16 protein-coding genes and 1 pseudogene are annotated in these 18005 nt (G+C 43.9%); 16 read left to right on the top strand and 1 reads right to left on the bottom strand.

Features of this window, described 5'->3' with window-relative positions:
• Positions 1-87: 87 nt before the first annotated feature.
• From coaBC to spoVM, 11 genes are read left to right on the top strand one after another with little or no spacing between them, the layout of a single operon-like run.
• Positions 88-1305 carry a bifunctional phosphopantothenoylcysteine decarboxylase/phosphopantothenate--cysteine ligase CoaBC gene (coaBC, locus tag R2B72_RS06080; protein WP_318615480.1) on the top strand — a complete coding sequence of 406 codons (1218 nt, stop codon included), beginning with the start codon at positions 88-90 and terminating at the stop codon, positions 1303-1305.
• Positions 1295-3706 carry a primosomal protein N' gene (gene priA, locus R2B72_RS06075; RefSeq protein WP_318615556.1) on the top strand — a complete coding sequence of 804 codons (2412 nt, stop codon included), beginning with the start codon at positions 1295-1297 and terminating at the stop codon, positions 3704-3706. Before coaBC ends, priA begins: the two co-directional genes overlap by 11 nt.
• A gap of 22 nt (positions 3707-3728) precedes the next feature.
• Positions 3729-4235: a peptide deformylase gene (gene def, locus R2B72_RS06070; RefSeq protein WP_318615479.1), complete on the top strand. Its 507-nt coding sequence runs from the start codon at positions 3729-3731 to the stop codon at positions 4233-4235.
• Positions 4228-5169 (top strand): methionyl-tRNA formyltransferase, encoded by a 942-nt coding sequence (gene fmt, locus R2B72_RS06065; protein WP_318615478.1) that lies wholly within the window; start codon positions 4228-4230, stop codon positions 5167-5169. Before def ends, fmt begins: the two co-directional genes overlap by 8 nt.
• Positions 5166-6524 carry a 16S rRNA (cytosine(967)-C(5))-methyltransferase RsmB gene (gene rsmB, locus R2B72_RS06060; RefSeq protein ID WP_318615477.1) on the top strand — a complete coding sequence of 453 codons (1359 nt, stop codon included), beginning with the start codon at positions 5166-5168 and terminating at the stop codon, positions 6522-6524. Before fmt ends, rsmB begins: the two co-directional genes overlap by 4 nt.
• 48 nt (positions 6525-6572) lie before the next feature.
• Positions 6573-7331: a Stp1/IreP family PP2C-type Ser/Thr phosphatase gene (locus R2B72_RS06055; protein ID WP_318615476.1), complete on the top strand. Its 759-nt coding sequence runs from the start codon at positions 6573-6575 to the stop codon at positions 7329-7331.
• Positions 7328-9304 carry a Stk1 family PASTA domain-containing Ser/Thr kinase gene (gene pknB / locus R2B72_RS06050; RefSeq protein ID WP_318615474.1) on the top strand — a complete coding sequence of 659 codons (1977 nt, stop codon included), beginning with the start codon at positions 7328-7330 and terminating at the stop codon, positions 9302-9304. Before R2B72_RS06055 ends, pknB begins: the two co-directional genes overlap by 4 nt.
• Before the next feature lie 14 nt (positions 9305-9318).
• A complete protein-coding gene (rsgA, locus tag R2B72_RS06045) occupies positions 9319-10212 on the top strand; it encodes a ribosome small subunit-dependent GTPase A (RefSeq protein ID WP_318615473.1) in 894 nt (297 codons plus the stop codon).
• Entirely contained in the window at positions 10205-10873 is a 669-nt protein-coding gene (gene rpe, locus R2B72_RS06040; protein WP_318615554.1) for a ribulose-phosphate 3-epimerase, read from the top strand. Before rsgA ends, rpe begins: the two co-directional genes overlap by 8 nt.
• The gene (locus R2B72_RS06035; protein WP_318615472.1) at positions 10870-11523 is read left to right on the top strand and encodes a thiamine diphosphokinase; all 654 of its coding nucleotides are present in this window, start codon (positions 10870-10872) and stop codon (positions 11521-11523) included. Before rpe ends, R2B72_RS06035 begins: the two co-directional genes overlap by 4 nt.
• Positions 11524-11536: 13 nt before the next feature.
• The gene (gene spoVM, locus R2B72_RS06030) at positions 11537-11686 is read left to right on the top strand and encodes a stage V sporulation protein SpoVM (RefSeq protein WP_318615470.1); all 150 of its coding nucleotides are present in this window, start codon (positions 11537-11539) and stop codon (positions 11684-11686) included.
• A 56-nt stretch (positions 11687-11742) separates the two neighbouring features.
• Here spoVM and rpmB read toward each other — a convergent pair whose 3' ends face one another.
• A complete protein-coding gene (rpmB, locus tag R2B72_RS06025; protein WP_318615469.1) occupies positions 11743-11931 on the bottom strand; it encodes a 50S ribosomal protein L28 in 189 nt (62 codons plus the stop codon).
• Between the two features lie 237 nt (positions 11932-12168).
• Here rpmB and R2B72_RS06020 point away from each other — a divergent pair, with 237 nt between their 5' ends.
• The 5 genes and pseudogenes from R2B72_RS06020 to recG form a co-directional block, all read left to right on the top strand.
• Positions 12169-12531 (top strand): Asp23/Gls24 family envelope stress response protein, encoded by a 363-nt coding sequence (locus R2B72_RS06020; RefSeq protein WP_318615468.1) that lies wholly within the window; start codon positions 12169-12171, stop codon positions 12529-12531.
• A 17-nt stretch (positions 12532-12548) separates the two neighbouring features.
• A complete protein-coding gene (locus tag R2B72_RS06015; protein ID WP_318615467.1) occupies positions 12549-14216 on the top strand; it encodes a DAK2 domain-containing protein in 1668 nt (555 codons plus the stop codon).
• A gap of 147 nt (positions 14217-14363) precedes the next feature.
• Complete coding sequence (gene sdaAB / locus R2B72_RS06010) at positions 14364-15026, top strand: L-serine ammonia-lyase, iron-sulfur-dependent subunit beta (RefSeq protein WP_318615466.1); 663 nt, start codon at positions 14364-14366, stop codon at positions 15024-15026.
• Positions 15027-15040: 14 nt separating this feature from the next.
• Positions 15041-15949: an L-serine ammonia-lyase, iron-sulfur-dependent, subunit alpha gene (gene sdaAA, locus R2B72_RS06005; protein WP_318615465.1), complete on the top strand. Its 909-nt coding sequence runs from the start codon at positions 15041-15043 to the stop codon at positions 15947-15949.
• A pseudogene (gene recG / locus R2B72_RS06000) lies at positions 15885-17978 on the top strand (ATP-dependent DNA helicase RecG); the annotation flags it as partial. The gene sdaAA and the pseudogene recG, both read left to right, overlap by 65 nt.
• Positions 17979-18005: the final 27 nt, after the last annotated feature.

Below are 18005 nucleotides of genomic sequence, written 5' to 3'. Positions count from 1 at the left end.
CGTACTATCATTAAAATAAGCATACGCTATACTCCCTTAGAAACGAATTTTCTTTGGGAGTTTGTCATTTTAGAAAGGATGAGGACAGTGTTGGTAAACAAAAAAATCCTCCTTTGTGTCACTGGTGGAATTGCAGTATATAAAGCTGTTGCACTTGTTAGTAAGCTATCGCAAGCAGGAGCACAAGTAAAGGTAATTATGACGGAGTCGGCACAGCAATTTGTCACACCGCTGACCTTCCAAGCGATGTCTCGCAATGAAGTTTTTAATGATACGTTCGATGAAAAAGATTCTCGCGTCATTGCGCATATCGATTTAGCTGATTGGGCTGATCTCGTTGTTGTCGCACCGGCGACAGCAAATGTCATTGGTAAACTAGCAAATGGCATTGCGGATGATATGGTCACGACAACACTGTTAGCAACAACAGCGGAAGTATGGATTGCACCTGCTATGAATGTTCATATGTATGAAAATAAAGCGGTTATACGCAACATTACTACCTTGCACGCGGACGGTTATCGATTCATCGAACCATCCGAGGGCTTTTTGGCATGTGGTTATGTAGGTAAAGGGCGTTTAGAAGAACCGGAAAAAATTGTGGAACTCATTACTCAACGTTTTACAACAACGAACAACCTTCCGTTGTCGGGCAAGAAAGTTGTCATTACAGCTGGTCCAACGCGTGAACGGATAGACCCGGTGCGCTATGTGTCAAATTTCTCTAGTGGCAAAATGGGCTATGCGATGGCAGAAGCTGCCGCGGCGCTTGGGGCAGAAACGGTTCTCATTTCTGGACCTGTAGGACTAGATAAACCAACAGGTATGACTGTTATCGATGTGGAAAGTGCAGCAGACATGCTGGAAGCAGTGCGTACACAGTTTGATGATGCTGATATTGTTGTCAAATCTGCTGCAGTTGCCGATTATCGCCCAAAAGATATTCATCCGGAAAAGATGAAAAAACAACTGGGAGATTCGGTTATTGAACTTGAAAGAACGATTGATATTTTAAAAACGATAGGTGGTATGAAAACCAACCAAATCCTTGTTGGTTTTGCTGCAGAAACAACGAATGCAGTTGGCTATGGTGCGGGGAAATTAGAAAGTAAAAACTTAGATTACGTCATTGTCAATGATGTTACAGACCCGGATGGAGGATTTGGCAGTGATACAAATGTTGTCACACTGCTATCTAAACGAGGCACACATCAGCCATTCCAAGCTATGGCAAAAAAAGAATTAGCGAAAGTATTATTTGAAGCAATTCTAAATGAAGAAAGTGAACAGCTCAATGATCGCTGAAGTCATTGTCGACGTGTCGGCTTATCCGATTGATCGGCCGTTCGATTATGTTGTGCCTGACACAATGGTTGCTGTTATTGAAGCGGGTAGCCGTGTAAAAGTCCCGTTTGGGCCGAGAAAAGTATTGGGCTATGTTACAGCGTTAAAAGAAGAGAGCGGACTTGATGTAGCCAAATTGAAACCGATTGATGAATTAATCGATTTAGAGCCAATCATTTCTGCTGAATTATTAACCTTATCACGCTGGCTAGCGACGCAGACATTGGCCTACGAAATTGATGCGCTGCAAGTGATGCTACCAGCCGCCATGCGTGCAAAATACGAAAAATTCATCGTTGTGGAACAGCCGGACAATATTGAAGATGAGGATTTTCTTCGATTTCTGGCAGGACGGCAACGGGTTTCGTTAAAAGAAGCAGATACGTTAGGGCTGCTGAAAACAGTTAAACGCTATGCTGACCAAGGCATGATTACAGTCGATACGGCTGTCAATCAAAAAACGGCTGTCAAAAAAGTACGCATGATTCAAATCGCAAATGATGAGATATTGCAAACAGTACTCAACGCGATGTCTGCCAATGCGAAAAAGCAAATTGAATTGCTGCATTGGATGAAAGATCGTGCAGGACAATCAATCCTTGCGAAACAACTAATGGAGCAATCGGGCATCCAGTCTGCTGTGTTAAAAGCGGTTATCGAAAGAGGGGCTGCATCAGAACAATACACGGAAGTATACCGAGAGCCTGAAGCGCCACAGTTGAAAGATACGGCGATTCCAGTGGAGTTGACTGAGGAACAGCGTATCGCACTTGGGGCAATCAGAAATGCTGCAGATCAGCATAAGGCGGAGACGTTTCTTCTTCATGGCATAACAGGTAGTGGGAAAACAGAAGTGTATTTGCGAGCGATTAAACATGTGTTGGATAAAGGGCAGGAAGCTATCGTTCTCGTGCCAGAAATTTCGTTGACACCGCAAATGACGTCGCGTTTTAAAGAACGCTTCGGTCCACTCGTTGCTGTGATGCACAGTGGCTTGTCGGCAGGAGAGAAATACGATGAGTGGCGTAAGATTCAACGAGGCGAAGTTAAAGTTGTCGTTGGTGCAAGGTCGGCAATATTTGCCCCGTTTGAAAATATCGGTATCATCATTCTCGATGAAGAACATGAATCGACCTATAAACAAGAGGATACACCGCGTTATCATGCACGAGATGTTGCGATTAAACGATCGGAATATTATGGCTGTCCGGTTATTTTAGGTAGCGCGACGCCATCATTGGAATCCTATGCGCGAGCGACTAAAGGGGTCTACACATTGCTGACGTTGACAAGACGAGCAAAAGACCAGGAACTTCCTGCGGTAACAGTCGTCGATATGCGAGATGAATTAAAAAATGGTAACCGTTCAATGTTTTCATTGCCGTTAGCGGAAGCGGTTCGTATCCGCCTGGAGAGAAGGGAACAGACGGTTTTATTCCTCAATAAGCGAGGTTTTTCTTCTTTCGTGTTATGTAGGGATTGTGGAACGGTTGTAGAATGCCCGAACTGTGATATTTCGTTGACATACCATCGTGCGAATGAACGGCTGAAATGCCATTATTGTGGTCATGAAGAACATGTCCCTCTTGAATGTCCACAATGTAAAAGTGATTATATCCGCTTTTTTGGGACAGGAACACAAAAAGCACAAGAGGAAATTGCAAAACTGTTTCCAGAAGCGCGCGTCATTCGCATGGATGTCGATACGACCAGTCAAAAAGGATCTCATGAACGGTTATTAAGGCAGTTCAGCGAAGGACAGGCGGATATTTTACTTGGGACGCAAATGATTGCCAAGGGGCTCGATTTCCCGAATATTACATTGGTCGGTGTACTGGCGGCGGATACGACGTTACATTTGGCTGATTTCCGTGCTGCGGAAAAGACGTTCCAGCTCATGACACAAGTGAGTGGACGAGCAGGCCGTCACGAATTGCCTGGGGAAGTCTTTATTCAAACGTATTCTCCGGAGCATTACGCGATCGAATTGGCAAAGGCCCAGCATTACGAGCCTTTTTATCATTTGGAAATGGCGGCTAGGAGACAGTATGGCTACCCGCCCTTTTATTTTGTCACGCTCGTCCAGTTTACGCATGAAGATTTGTTGAAAGTAGCCGACTTTGCGGATAAAGGAGCTAGGTTCTTAAAAGGGAACTTATCGCCGAATACCGTCATCATCGGTCCAACAGCGGCTGCCATTAGCCGTGTCAATAATAGATATCGTTACCAATGTTTGATAAAATACAAAAAAGAGCCCAAGTTGACAGAGACTTTGCAACAACTCATTAAATACTACCGGACAGACTGGATCAAAGCAGGCCTCACAATGACTGTTGATGTTGAACCAGTGTCCATTTATTGAATAAACGAAAAGAGGAATTGAATTGGCAATACGTAAAATCGTAGAGCATCCAGCACCGGTGCTTAAGCAAATGTGTAAAGAAGTAGTGAAATTTGATAAAAAGCTTGCGAAGCTTTTAGATGATATGTACGACACGATGGTTGCGGCGGATGGCGTAGGCCTCGCAGCACCACAAATTGGCGAGGCGATACGCGTGGCGATTGTGGATATGGGTGAGGGTCAGGACGTTATTGAAATGGTCAACCCTGTTGTGACGGCTATTGGAGGTTCTGAAGTTGAAATTGAGGGCTGCCTTAGCTTCCCAGGGCTATATGGTGAAGTAGAAAGACCCTTTTTTGTTCGTGTAGAGGCGCAGGAGCGGGATGGTTCCTTGTACCAAATTGAAGCGGAAGATTATGAAGCACGAGCTATTCTTCATGAAATCGATCATTTGAATGGTGTGTTATTCGATTCGAAAATTATTCGTGTCGTCGATCCATCTGAATTCGAAGAGTTGGATGAAGAAGAGGAGGTAAGTGACCATGACTAATATCGTCTTTATGGGAACCCCTGAATTTTCAGTGTCAGTGCTAACGATGTTGCATGATGAAGGTCATACAATCTCAGCAGTTGTCACGCAACCCGATCGACCGGTCGGACGCAAACGCGTACTAACACCTCCACCTGTAAAAGTAGAGGCGCTTCGACTGGGCTTACCGATTATTCAGCCTGAAAAACTAACAGGTTCTAGTGAACTGGCGGAAATTATTGCACTCCAACCAGACCTCATTGTGACTGCAGCCTTTGGTCAGATTTTACCGAAGGAATTGTTGGAAGTCCCTAGGCTCGGTTGCATTAATGTCCATGCTTCTTTATTGCCAAAATACCGTGGCGGTGCACCCATCCATCAGTCCATTATGGACGGAGAAACAGAAACTGGTGTGACAATTATGTATATGGTCGAAAAACTAGATGCTGGCGATATCATTTCACAGGTGGTTGTACCGATCGCGGATACAGACCATACGGGACTGCTATTCGAAGCATTGTCCGTAGCAGGAACGCGACTATTAAAAGAAACACTTCCTTCTATACTAGAGTGTACAAATAACAAAACGGTTCAAGATGAATCCCTTGTGACATTTGCACGTAATATCTCTCGTGAACAAGAGCGCATTGATTGGTCAAAAGGCGGCAAATCCATTTATGATCAAGTTCGCGGACTTCATCCGTGGCCGGTTGCTTATACGACGATTCAAGGTGAAAACGTCAAGGTGTGGTGGAGTGAAAAGGTAGCTACGCAGGTAGATGCTGAACCAGGCACAATTATAAAAATTGAACCAGACAAAATCATCGTCAAAGCAGGCGATGACGTTGCAATTGCTATAACGGACCTCCAACCAGCCGGAAAAAAACGGATGCCAGCGGATGTATTTGTTCGTGGAACCGGATCGAAATGGAACGAAGGGGACCGATTTGAATGAATACTAGACCAAAAAAGAAAATCTGGAACGGCAACGTCCGTGACGCAGCATTATCTATCTTAATGGAAATCAATAATAACCAAGCATACAGCAATTTATTGCTACATCGAACGATTGACAAATACGGTATTGAAACAAAAGACCGTGGATTGTTGACGGAATTGACTTATGGTACATTGCAACATCGCATGGCACTGGACTATTATCTTGAGCCTTTTGTTCGTGGAAAATTGGATGGCTGGGTACGAGAATTACTAAGAATGTCGTTGTATCAGATTGTCTTTTTGACGAAAATCCCGCCGCATGCTGTTGTTCATGAAGCGGTAGAAATTGCGAAAAGACGGGGACATAAACGCATTGCGCCAACAGTTAACGGCATTCTTCGTTCTGTCTTACGCAAAGGTGTTCGTTCATTAGACGACATGGCGGATGGCATTGCGAAAACAGCAATTGAAACGAGTCATCCTGAATGGCTCATCAAGCGCTGGAGTGAACAGTTCGGTGAACAAGAAGCAGCCATTATGGCACATGAAAATAATAACCCGCCTGCAATGACGGTTCGTGTCAATACGGCAAAAACGACAGTAGCTGAAGTAATAGCATCTCTTGAAGCGGAAGGCATTGAAGTGAGAGCAGGCGAAGTGGTTCCAGAATGTATCGTTTCCATCAACAGCAATCCAGCAAATACAGAAGCCTATAAAAAAGGCTTGATTACGATTCAAGATGAAAGCTCCATGCTACCTGTATTGGCATTAGATGTACAACCAGGCATGAAAGTACTCGATATGTGTGCAGCACCAGGAGGGAAAACGACCCATATTGCCGAGAAGATGAAAGATACAGGCGAAGTGTTCGCGCATGATATCCACGAACATAAAATGGCGCTCATTGAAGCCAATGCAACGCGACTTGGTCTAACGTCTATACAAGCGCAAAGTGGAGATAGCCGGAAATTGACGGAACTGTATGCTGCTTCTTCCTTCGATCGTATTCTCGTCGACGCACCATGTAGTGGTCTAGGCGTTATACGTAGAAAACCTGAAATTAAGTACAATAAGACAGAAGCCGATTTCAATGGTCTCGTACAAATTCAATCGGACTTACTCGACACCGCACGTGAATTAATCAAACCGGATGGCATTATCGTTTATAGTACATGTACAGTGGAGCATATGGAAAACCGTGGAATGGTCGACCGTTTCTTAGCACGCCATACAGATATGGAGAAAATCCCATTGGCTCAGTTGAATGAAATTGACAAATTAGCAATCGAAGAAGACACACTCCAAGTGCTACCGCAACATTTCGGTAGTGACGGATTCTTCGTCGCCGCCTTCCGTAAAAAACAACAGTAAATCAGCGGTTTTTATAGAGAACTTGAAACAAACAAGGGGGGATGGACGTTGCAATTCGGAATCTTATCAGATGTAGGTAAGAAAAGAACAGTCAACGAGGATAGTGCCGCCGTTTTTACACTGCCAAATGGCATCATTCTAGCAGTCATTGCAGATGGAATGGGTGGTCATCTCGGGGGGGATTATGCAAGTTCAACAGCCATTCAAGTAATTGGCGAACAATTCATGGAACTCGACATGGCTAACTTCGAAGATGAACAGAATTGGGCAGAATGGCTTCGAGAAGTCGTTAATCATGTCAACAGATTACTTTATAATCATGCCAATGAAAATGAAGACCTGAAAGGGATGGGCACAACATTAGAGGCTGCACTTATCCGTGGCCGCAACTGTCTAATCTCTCACACGGGCGATAGCCGTGTCTATGCCATTAATGATAATGGCATTCTCCAAGTGACGCGAGATCATTCCTATGTCAATGTCCTGCTGGATAGTGGGGAAATTACTGAGGAAGAGGCGGCAGTTCATCCCCAGAAGAACTGGATTATGAAGGCGATTGGTTCCGAAAAGACCATTGAACCTGACCATTATTCAATCGAGTTAAATGATAAATCCTACTTATTATTATGTACAGATGGCCTTAGCAATAAAGTCGATCAACGGCTCATACAAGAAGTTATTTTAGAGGATACAACACTACATGACAAAGTGAAAAAACTAGTGGATTTAGCGAATAACAGGGGCGGAGAAGATAATATTTCCGTCATTTTGATTGATTCTACTAAATTGGAGGTGAATCATCCATGATTGGAAGTAGAATCGGAGAGCGTTATGAAATACTTAAAAGTATCGGTGATGGGGGCATGTCGAAAGTCTATCTAGCACACGACATGATTCTCAACCGAGACGTCGCCATTAAGGTATTGAATTATGATTTTGCCAATGAAGAAGAGCTCAAACGAAGATTTCAGCGAGAAGCACTGTCTGCAACAAGTCTGACGCATCCGCATATTGTCGATATTTTCGATGTGGGAGAAGAAGGAGAACTTCTTTACCTTGTGATGGAGTATGTCGAAGGGCAGACATTGAAAAAATTCATTCAATCGAACGGTCCATTGTCGCCTAAACAGGCATTGCCGATCATGCGACAACTCGTTTCAGCTATTTCAAATGCTCATCATAACGGCATTGTTCACCGGGATATTAAACCGCAAAATATTTTGATGGATACAGAAGGTAATTTGAAAATCACGGATTTCGGGATCGCGATGGCACTCAGTGCGACTGCGCATACGAAAACAAACTCTGTCATTGGTACAGTACATTATTTATCACCTGAGCAAGCGCGCGGCGGCATGGCGACAAAGAAATCGGATATTTATTCGCTAGGCATTGTCTTTTATGAATTATTGACAGGTGAATTGCCGTTTTCAGCGGAGACTGCTGTTGCCATTGCATTAAAGCATTTACAGGAAGAAACGCCTTCTGTTCGAGAGTTATTCCCGTCCATTCCACAAAGTGTTGAAAATGTTATTTTGAAAGCAACCGCGAAAGATGCTGGACATCGTTACCGTTCAGCGGATGAAATGTATGATGATTTACTGACAGCATTATCGCCAGAACGAGCAACGGACCCAAAATTTAGCTTACCGTTTGACGATGATCGGACACATGCTATACCCATTGTGACGGAAGCATCCAAGTTCGAGGTTGTTGAAAAGGTCAAAAAAATAGAGCCAGTTGTCGTTGAAACACCCCAAGCACCTGTTAAAAAGCGTAAAAAATGGCCTCTCATTGTTGGGGGAATCGCTGGTGTATTCATCCTAGTTCTACTATTATTGTTACTGCCGAGTCTGTTTGGTCCTAAAACAGAGACCATTCCAGACGTGACTGGGAAAGAAGTGGCGGAAGCAATCGATATGCTGGAGGAAAAAGGCTTTAAAGTGGATGAAAGAAATGAAGAACCATCCGAAGAATTTGCAAAAGGGCAAGTCATTCGTACCTACCCAGAAGCTGACAAGAAACGAGAAGTCGGGTCCTTGATCACTTTATATATTAGTACGGGCAAAAATATGACTACGTTTAATGATTATAGAGGGCAAGGCTTTGAGCGAGTTGCTGACTTTTTGTCGAAACAAGGCTTCCAATTAAGTGATCCGAAAGAAATATTTGCGGATGAAGAGCCTGGTACTATTTTGGAGCAGGATCCAGTAGCTGATACCGAAGTAGTGCCAGAGGAAACTATCGTAGTATTTACAATTAGTAAAGGGAAAGAACCCCAAAAGCTTGAAAATCTTATAGGACGCGATAGACAAGCGTTGAATGACTATGCCAGGACGACTGGCTTCAAGATTACCGTTGTGAAAGAAGAGTATCACCCTACAGCGCCTGCGGGACAAGTTGTTTGGCAAAGTCCTAGACAGGGAACCGACATGAAAGAGGGAGACAAAGTGGAGGTTGCTTTGTCGAAAGGTGAAGAGAAAAAGCCGGTGAAGCACATTGTCCATACAGTAACAATCGAATATGTACCTGAAGTGATTGAGCAGTATGAAATGGACGAGGATGGCAACTGGATAGAACCGGAACAAGTCCCTCAAGAGATTAAAATCTATGTCCAGGATAAGTCGAATACGATGGTCGATCCAGTAGAGGTTTTCATGATTACGGAGAATACGACGAAGCAGATTAAGATTGAACTAGAAGAAGGTCAATCAGGGGCTTATAAGATTACGCGTAATGGCAATATTATTGCCGAGCAATCGGTCGAATACAACGACTAGAAAGAAGGAATTGAATGCCGGAAGGACAAATTAGAAAAGCGATTAGTGGGTTTTATTATGTAGAACAAGATGGGCAATTGATTCAATGTAAGAGCCGTGGAGTGTTCAGAAACCGTGGTATCCATCCTCTTGTTGGAGATTTTGTGACATATGTGCCGGATGGTGATAATGATGCGCTCATTACAGTCGTTCATGAGCGTCGTAATGAGCTTGTGCGCCCGCCGATTTCTAATATTGACCAGGCTTTGCTTGTATTTTCAATGGTAGAGCCTGCTTTTAGTCCACATTTGCTGGATCGTTTTCTTGTGGTCGTCGAATCATTTGGTGTAAAGCCGGTGATCTGTTTGACGAAAAAAGATTTGGCATGCGCTGAAGAACTTGAGAAAGTGGCGGAAGCAGCGGCCTATTACAAAAAAATCGGGTACGATGTGATTGAAACCTTTATTGACGATGAATCTCTTTCGGATATATTGCAACCGTATTTGAAAGGTAAGACAACCGTTTTAGCAGGGCAGTCAGGTGTCGGAAAATCGACTTTATTAAATACTGTCTTGCCGATGTTAGCATTAAAAACCGGTGAAATTTCAGAAGCACTTGGTCGTGGGAAGCATACAACGCGTCATGTGGAGTTGCTTGAAATTGCCGGGGGGCTTGTAGCGGATACACCAGGATTTAGCTCACTTGATTTTGATCATATCGACAAGGAGCAATTATCCTATTATTTCGTAGATATGGATGAGCTATCTGCGATGTGTAAATTTCGAGGTTGCCTGCATATGAAAGAGCCGAAGTGTGCAGTGAAAGAGCAAGTGGAGGCTGGAGAAATGCCGCGTCATCGTTATGAAAACTACTTGCAATTTATGCAGGAAATACTTGACAGGAAGCCGAGGTATGACAAACATGATTAAAATAGCACCTTCCATTTTAGCAGCAGATTTTTCAAAACTTGCCGATGAAGTAAGAGAAGTAGAAGCAGCTGGAGCAGAGCTCATTCATATCGATGTCATGGACGGCCATTTTGTTCCGAATATTACAATGGGGGCAATCGCAGTAGAGGCACTTAGACCGGTAACTAAATTACCGTTAGATGTCCATTTGATGATTAGTAACCCTGATGCGTATATTGAACAGTTCGCGAAAGCGGGAGCAGATTATATCACGGTTCATGTGGAAGCGTGTCCGCATTTACACCGTACACTGCAACTCATTAAATCATTTGGTGTAAAATCGGGTGTCGTATTGAATCCACATACGTCGGTTGAAACGATTCAACATGTGCTGGAAGAAGTAGATATGGTGTTGTTTATGACGGTAAATCCAGGATTTGGCGGTCAGAAATTCATTTATTCCGTACTTCCAAAAGTAAAACAATTAGCAGCTATTATTCGTGAACGTAATCTACCGATTGATATTGAAATCGATGGCGGTGTCAATGAAGAAACGATTATTCCGTGTGTTGAGGCTGGAGCAACGATTCTTGTTGCAGGATCAGCTGTCTTTAATGCGCCTGACCGTGCAGAAGCTTTGCAACGCATTAAGGTAGCGGGTGAGGGTGCGCTTAGACCATGATAGTTGCCGTCATTTGTGCAGGGGGACCTAACCCAGAAATTGTAGATATGACGGAATTTCTGCAAGACGATACTGTATTCATTGGTGCGGACAGGGGAGCCTTACACTTGCTGCAACAAGGAATTACTCCACACGAAGCTGTCGGGGATTTCGACTCGGTGACGAGTGAAGAGTACGATCAAATTGCAGCAGCTGTTCATAAAGTGGGACGGTTTCGTTCGGAGAAAAATGAAACTGACACGGAACTAGCGGTTGACCGTGCGCTCACATATAATCCTGAACGCGTTATTTTAACAGGTGTTACAGGAGGAAGGTTAGATCATATGGAATCTGCCCTCCACCTGTTGTACCGCCTTCAGATGCAGCATAGAGAGATTGCATTTTCCATTCGCAATAAAACAAACGAGTTATCAATTCTTTTTCCAGGCGTTCATGAGTGTGCGCGTGAAGATCGTTTCGCATACATATCTTTTTTTCCTTTTGGTGGAGATGTTTTAGGTCTCACGCTGTCCGGTTTTAAGTATGAAACGGTTGATGCTAGACTTGAAACGGGCATGACTAAATTTACGAGTAATGAACCTGCTGCAGAAGTCTGTACTATCTCATTCCATCAGGGCATATGCTTAATGGTAAGAAGTTCAGATTCCTGAAAGGAGTGGGGAATTGCGCGTTTATACATTTACGATGCCGAAAGTTGTGAGTGGTCTCGTTCGGAAGTGCTTGGTTGTTTTTCAAAAAGAGGATTCGACAAAAGCAACTGCAAGTGCTAGTAATAAACCTAAAAAAAAGAGAAAAGAAAAAACACTAGGCTGAAGCAATTCAGCCTAGTGTTTTATTTCCCGTTCATATCTAGTTGTAAGATACTAGAATTAAACGCGTTGAACTTTACCTGATTTAAGGGCTCTTGCAGAGACCCATACACGTTTAGGTTTACCGTTAATAAGAACACGGACTTTTTGAAGGTTCGCACCCCATGTACGTCTGCTTGAGTTCAATGCGTGTGAACGCGTGTTACCTGTACGGGCTTTGCGTCCTGTAATAGCACATTCTTTAGCCATAGTTAGTACCTCCTTGCGAATGATGATTAAGCGATTTACTTGTTATTCGCATACCATAATAATGTATCATATGACATACGGTGTTGCAACCTTTTTTACGACATCTTTCAAGGTAATTCCCTTTACACGATTTTTATAAACGGTTTTTGTCTTGATGAGTTAGAATGCTTTCTTTTATTATTATTGGGGATATAGTACAATGGGTGTAGCGAGAAAAGATGCAAGGGGGACCTAACTATGTCAATTGAATTGAAAAATGAATACGGTAAAATCGATATTACAAACGACGTCATCGCTCAAATCGTTGGCGAGGCGACTATCGAATGTTACGGGATTGTCGGTATGGCTTCAAGGCATCAGATTCGGGATGGACTGACAGAGATTCTTCGGAAAGAAAGTTTTTCCCGTGGAGTCATCGTCCGTAACGTTGGAGAAGATACGCATATTGATATGTATGTCATTGTAGGATATGGTACTAAAATTTCAGAAGTTGCCTATCAAGTCCAATCAAAAGTAAAGTATACATTAAAAAAGGCAGTTGGCATGACTGTCAAATCTGTTAATATTTTTGTCCAGGGAGTCCGAGTGACAAACCTGTGAGGGAGGAAGTAAATTTAATGAAGTCTATTGATGGTTTAAAGTTTGCGGAAATGATCAAGATGGGTGCTCACCATCTCTATCAAAATGCTGACTATGTCGATTCGCTAAACGTGTTCCCGGTTCCAGATGGTGATACAGGTACAAATATGAATTTGTCCATGTCATCAGGAGCGAAAGAAACGGAAGAAAATGCTGTTGCTCACCTGGGGCAAACTGCACAGGCATTATCGAAAGGCTTGCTAATGGGGGCGCGTGGTAATTCAGGTGTCATTCTGTCGCAATTATTTCGTGGCTTTGGAAAATCAGTTGAACAGGAAGCGACTGTGAATGGTGAAAAATTTGCAGCGGCTTTGAAGTATGGTGTAGAGACGGCATATAAAGCAGTGATGAAGCCAGTTGAAGGAACAATCCTAACGGTTGCCAAGGATGCCGCAAATGTTGGCGTAGAAAAAGCTGCATCAACTGAGGATATCATTGAGGTCATGGAAGCAATCGTGGAGGAATCGAAAGCTTCACTTGAGCGCACTCCAGATTTATTGCCAGTCTTAAAAGAAGTTGGCGTCGTGGATAGTGGCGGTCAAGGCCTCGTTTATGTGTACGAGGGCTTTTTAGCATGCTTAAAAGGTGAAGAACTTCCAGAACGGACAGTTGTCGGATCGATGGATGATTTGGTGAATGCTGAGCACCACCGTAGTGTCCAAGGATTTATGAATACGGAAGATATTGAATTCGGCTATTGTACGGAATTCATGGTGAAATTCGAAGCCGAAAAATTAGCAACGAATCCCTATGACGAATCTGAATTTCGCCAAGCATTAAGCCAATATGGTGATTCGCTTCTTGTCATTTCCGATGAGGAAGTTGCAAAAGTACATATTCACACAGAAGAACCGGGTGACGCATTAAATTACGGTCAAAAATTCGGTTCACTTATCAAAATAAAAATTGAAAATATGCGTGAACAACATATTGAAATCGTCGGAGAGAATCATTCGACACAAAATGCGGTGAAAAAAGAAGCTGTTAAACATCCGTATGCAGTCGTTACAGTTGCTATGGGATCAGGTATTGCTGAATTGTTAAGAAGCGTTGGTGCATCTGCTGTTATTGAGGGCGGACAAACAATGAATCCATCTACGGAAGATATTGTCAAGGCGATTAAGGAAGTCGGCGCGGAGCGCGTCCTTATTTTACCGAACAATAAAAATATCATTATGGCAGCCGAGCAAGCCGCTGAAGTAATCGGCATTGAAGCAGCTGTCGTACCTACGAAGACAGTGCCTGAAGGACTTGCAGCTATCCTGGCATTTAATCCTGAAGCTGAAGTGACTGCCAATGCAGCTGCGATGCAAGATGCAGCTGCATGCGTTAAAACAGGACAAGTTACGCATGCCGTACGGGATACATCCATTGACGGTGTAGACATTAAAAAAGACGACTTCATGGGAATATCGGGAGGCAAAATAATAATCTCGACACCTTCACTGGACGAAGCGATGAAGACTCTTTTAGCTTCTTTGGTTGATGAAGATGATGAAATTGTCACGATTTTATATGGTGAAGATGTTAGCGAAGAGGACGCTTCTTCCATTGCTAGTTATGTAGAGGATAACTTTAGTCACACGGAAGTTGAACTGTATGATGGTAAACAGCCATTATATCCGTATATCATTTCAGTCGAATAACGCATTATCGAGCAGTGCGCCGTATCATAGGCGTACTGCTTCTTTCATGATTGAGTCAAAAAACAACATTTTTTGTTTTAAACCATTCTTTCGTGTAAAATGAACAAGAGCATTACAACATCTTAACGTTAAAGGGGATAGGCATTTATGAAATATAGATCTGTTTTCGAAATTATTGGACCGGTCATGATTGGACCATCCTCTTCACATACTGCTGGCGCAGCACGAATTGGCCGGGTTGCCCGGACACTTTTTGGACGACAACCTGAATGGGCGCGAATCCATCTTTATGGTTCATTCGCACAAACATATAAAGGTCATGGTACGGATGTTGCAATTATCGGGGGATTGCTAGACTATGATACTTTTGATGAACGCATTAAAACAGCATTTGAAGAAGCTGCGCAACTAGGTATGACGTTTGACTTCATTGCTGAAGAGGAAGAGGCTGTTCATCCAAATACGGCACGCCTTGTCATTGGGGACAGCCAAGGTACGATGGAGTTAACGGGTATTTCGATTGGTGGAGGGACGATGGAAGTTGTCGATTTGAATGGTTTCCCGCTACGATTATCAGGCCATTACCCAGCGCTCCTTGTTGTTCATGATGACCGTTCGGGTGTAATTGCAAGCGTTTCCAATGTGATTGCAAAGCAGGGCATGAATATCGCGCATATGGAAGTCGGTCGCAAAGAAAAAGGGGAAATGGCACTTATGGTCATCGAAGTAGATCAGATGATTGATGATACTTTGCTTAATGAATTAAAAGCTATATCGCATGTCACGCAAGTTTCAACGTTAGCGAATTAAGGAGGAAAACATACATGGAAATTTTATTTGGTTCAGTTAAAGAACTTGTAGCACTAGCAGAGTCACAACAGAAGCCTATTTCAGAAATTATGATTGAACAAGAAATGCTTATTACAAAACGGTCGCGAGAAGATATTATCGCACAAATGGATAATAATTTGACGGTTATGGAAAATGCAGTCGATAGGGGGCTTCAAGGTGTTCAATCGACGTCGGGTTTAACGGGTGGAGATGCGGTCCTTCTTCAAAACTATATAGCGACAGGCAAAGGGTTGTCTGGCGATTTACTGTTAGATGCGGTTAGCAAAGCAGTTGCCACGAATGAAGTGAATGCAGCGATGGGTACGATTTGTGCAACACCAACTGCGGGTGCAGCGGGTATTGTGCCGGGTACATTATTTGCTGTGAAAAATAAATTGAACCCAACACGAGAGCAAATGATTAACTATCTCTTTACATCGGGTGCATTCGGTTTTATCGTCGCGAATAATGCATCGATTTCAGGTGCAGCAGGTGGTTGTCAGGCTGAAACGGGGTCAGCGGGTTCAATGGCTGCTGCTGCTATTGTTGAAATGGCGGGTGGTACGCCTCAACAAAGCGCCGAGGCATTTTCCATTGTCATGAAAAACATGCTTGGTCTTGTTTGTGACCCGGTTGCAGGTCTTGTAGAAGTGCCATGTGTTAAACGTAATGCAATGGGAGCGGCTAAAGCGCTCGTTGGAGCAGATATGGCGCTCGCAGGTATCGTTAGTCGTATTCCGACAGATGAAGTCATTGAAGCGATGCATAAAATCGGTCAAACCATGCCTTCTGCACTACGGGAAACAGCAAAAGGCGGATTGGCGGCTACGGCGACAGGTAAAGCGTTGGAAGCTAAAATCTTTGGGAAGGACAAGGCTGACAGTGACGTCGTCACTATATGATGCAGTTACGACGATAAAAGGAGTTGGGAAATCGACGGGCGAACAGCTAGAAGCGCTCGGGATTTCCTCCATTCACGATTTTGTCATGACATTCCCGTATCGTCATGAGGATTTTAGATTGAAAGATTTGACTGAAACACCACATAATGAACGGGTGACGATTGAAGGAAGGGTCGAAAGTGAGCCTTCCGTTCTATTTTTAGGGAAAAGCAGATCCCGTCTGCAAATCCGTCTTCTTGCCGGCAGGCATCTTGTGAAGGCGGTCTTTTTCAATCAACATTATTTAAAGGATCGTCTAGCGCCAGGCATGATTGTTACGGTCACAGGGAAGTGGGATCGGGGCAGGCAAGTTATTAATGTCAGCAACTTTAAAGAAGGTCCAAAGACGGAGCAAGCCGATTTTGAACCCGTATACAGCTTGAAAGGCGTCATGCACCAAAAGACGTTTCGCCGTTTTATGCGCAACGCGTTGGATACGGTAGTCGGGCAACATGAAGAATCGCTCCCTTTGGACGTTCGCGAGACTTATCGCTTACCTGGTATCGGACAGGCGCTTGAAATGATCCATTTTCCAACGAGTCCCGGGGATGTTAAGCATGCCAGAAGGCGCTTTGTTTATGAGGAACTGCTTATGTTCCAACTGAAAATGCTTGGTATGAAAAAAGCGCGGAAAGAGGCAGAGCAAGGCGTTGCCGTCGACTATGATCTGGCGAAGGTGAAAGCCTTCATCGCCAGTTTACCGTTTGAATTAACGGGTGCTCAAAAACGCGTCGTCAATGAATTATGTACAGAGCTGAAAAGTCCAACACGGATGAACCGTCTGTTGCAAGGGGATGTTGGATCGGGCAAGACCGTTGTCGCAGCCATTGCTTTATACGCTGCTACCACGGCAGGTTTCCAAGGAGCGCTAATGGCGCCAACAGAAATCCTTGCCGAGCAGCATGCGACTTCACTTGCAGAGTGGCTGGAGCCTCATGGCGTCACGGTGGCCTTTCTAGCAGGTTCAACAAAAGTGAAGGCAAGAAAGGCCTTGCTTGAACAGCTAGAACTAGGTGAAATCGATTTGTTAATCGGTACACATGCACTCATCCAGCCGGATGTCATTTTTAGTAACCCTGGATTGGTCATCACAGATGAACAGCATCGTTTTGGTGTCGAGCAACGGCGTATTTTACGAGATAAAGGATTAAATCCAGATGTCCTCTTCATGACAGCGACCCCTATTCCAAGGACGCTCGCCATTACTGCATTTGGCGAAATGGATGTGTCGATTCTGGATGAATTGCCTGCTGGACGCAAGAAAATTGAAACGCATTGGTTGAAGGAAGATTCGCTACTTCCCGTTTTACGCAAGATGGAAAAAGAGCTGAGTGCGGGACGACAGGCGTATGTTATTTGTCCATTAATCGAAGAATCGGATAAGCTGGACGTTCAAAATGCAGTAGATGTACACGGTCAACTGTCTAGTCATTTCGCGGGTAAATACAAGGTCGGCCTTATGCATGGCCGTTTGCACGCGGACGATAAAGATGCGATTATGCGGGAATTTAGTGATGGGGACATTCATATTCTTGTGTCGACGACTGTTGTAGAAGTCGGCGTCAACGTGCCGAATGCGACGTTTATGCTTATTTATGATGCCACGCGATTTGGGCTTGCCCAGCTCCATCAACTGAGGGGGCGTGTGGGACGCGGTGCAGACCAGTCTTACTGTGTTCTGCTAGCCGATCCGAAAACGGAGGAAGGCAAAGAACGGATGCAGATTATGACTGAAACGAATGACGGTTTTGTTTTAGCGGAAAAGGATTTGGAACTAAGAGGAGCAGGCGATTTTTTCGGCAGAAAGCAAAGCGGTATGCCTGAATTTAAAGTGGCTGATCCCGTTCATGATTATAGGGCACTGGAAACAGCGCGAAAAGATGCGGAACAACTATTGGCGTCGAATCATTTCTGGGAAGATCCTGAGTATAGCATTTTGAAGTCACAATTGGAGCAATCAGGTGCGCTTAGTATGGAGAGATTGGATTAAGATAATTGAGTTGGAGACATCTTCTGC

The sequence above is a fragment of the Sporosarcina sp. YIM B06819 genome, assembly GCF_033485175.1.
In the GTDB taxonomy this organism is placed as follows: domain Bacteria; phylum Bacillota; class Bacilli; order Bacillales_A; family Planococcaceae; genus Sporosarcina.
The sequence above is the reverse complement of the archived record's forward strand: the minus strand, read 5'-3'. Positions and strand labels throughout refer to the sequence as shown.

Excerpts from the sequence above, each read along its gene's own strand:
- rsmB (WP_318615477.1), top strand. The coding sequence starts at position 5,166 with ATGAATACTAGACCAAAAAAGAAAATCTGGAACGGCAACGTCCGTGAC.
- R2B72_RS06015 (WP_318615467.1), top strand. The coding sequence starts at position 12,549 with ATGAAGTCTATTGATGGTTTAAAGTTTGCGGAAATGATCAAGATGGGT.
- R2B72_RS06035 (WP_318615472.1), top strand. The coding sequence starts at position 10,870 with ATGATAGTTGCCGTCATTTGTGCAGGGGGACCTAACCCAGAAATTGTA.
- priA (WP_318615556.1), top strand. The coding sequence starts at position 1,295 with ATGATCGCTGAAGTCATTGTCGACGTGTCGGCTTATCCGATTGATCGG.
- pknB (WP_318615474.1), top strand. The coding sequence starts at position 7,328 with ATGATTGGAAGTAGAATCGGAGAGCGTTATGAAATACTTAAAAGTATC.
- fmt (WP_318615478.1), top strand. The coding sequence starts at position 4,228 with ATGACTAATATCGTCTTTATGGGAACCCCTGAATTTTCAGTGTCAGTG.
- sdaAA (WP_318615465.1), top strand. The coding sequence starts at position 15,041 with ATGGAAATTTTATTTGGTTCAGTTAAAGAACTTGTAGCACTAGCAGAG.
- sdaAB (WP_318615466.1), top strand. The coding sequence starts at position 14,364 with ATGAAATATAGATCTGTTTTCGAAATTATTGGACCGGTCATGATTGGA.
- rsgA (WP_318615473.1), top strand. The coding sequence starts at position 9,319 with ATGCCGGAAGGACAAATTAGAAAAGCGATTAGTGGGTTTTATTATGTA.
- rpmB (WP_318615469.1), bottom strand. The coding sequence starts at position 11,931 with ATGGCTAAAGAATGTGCTATTACAGGACGCAAAGCCCGTACAGGTAAC.
- R2B72_RS06020 (WP_318615468.1), top strand. The coding sequence starts at position 12,169 with ATGTCAATTGAATTGAAAAATGAATACGGTAAAATCGATATTACAAAC.
- rpe (WP_318615554.1), top strand. The coding sequence starts at position 10,205 with ATGATTAAAATAGCACCTTCCATTTTAGCAGCAGATTTTTCAAAACTT.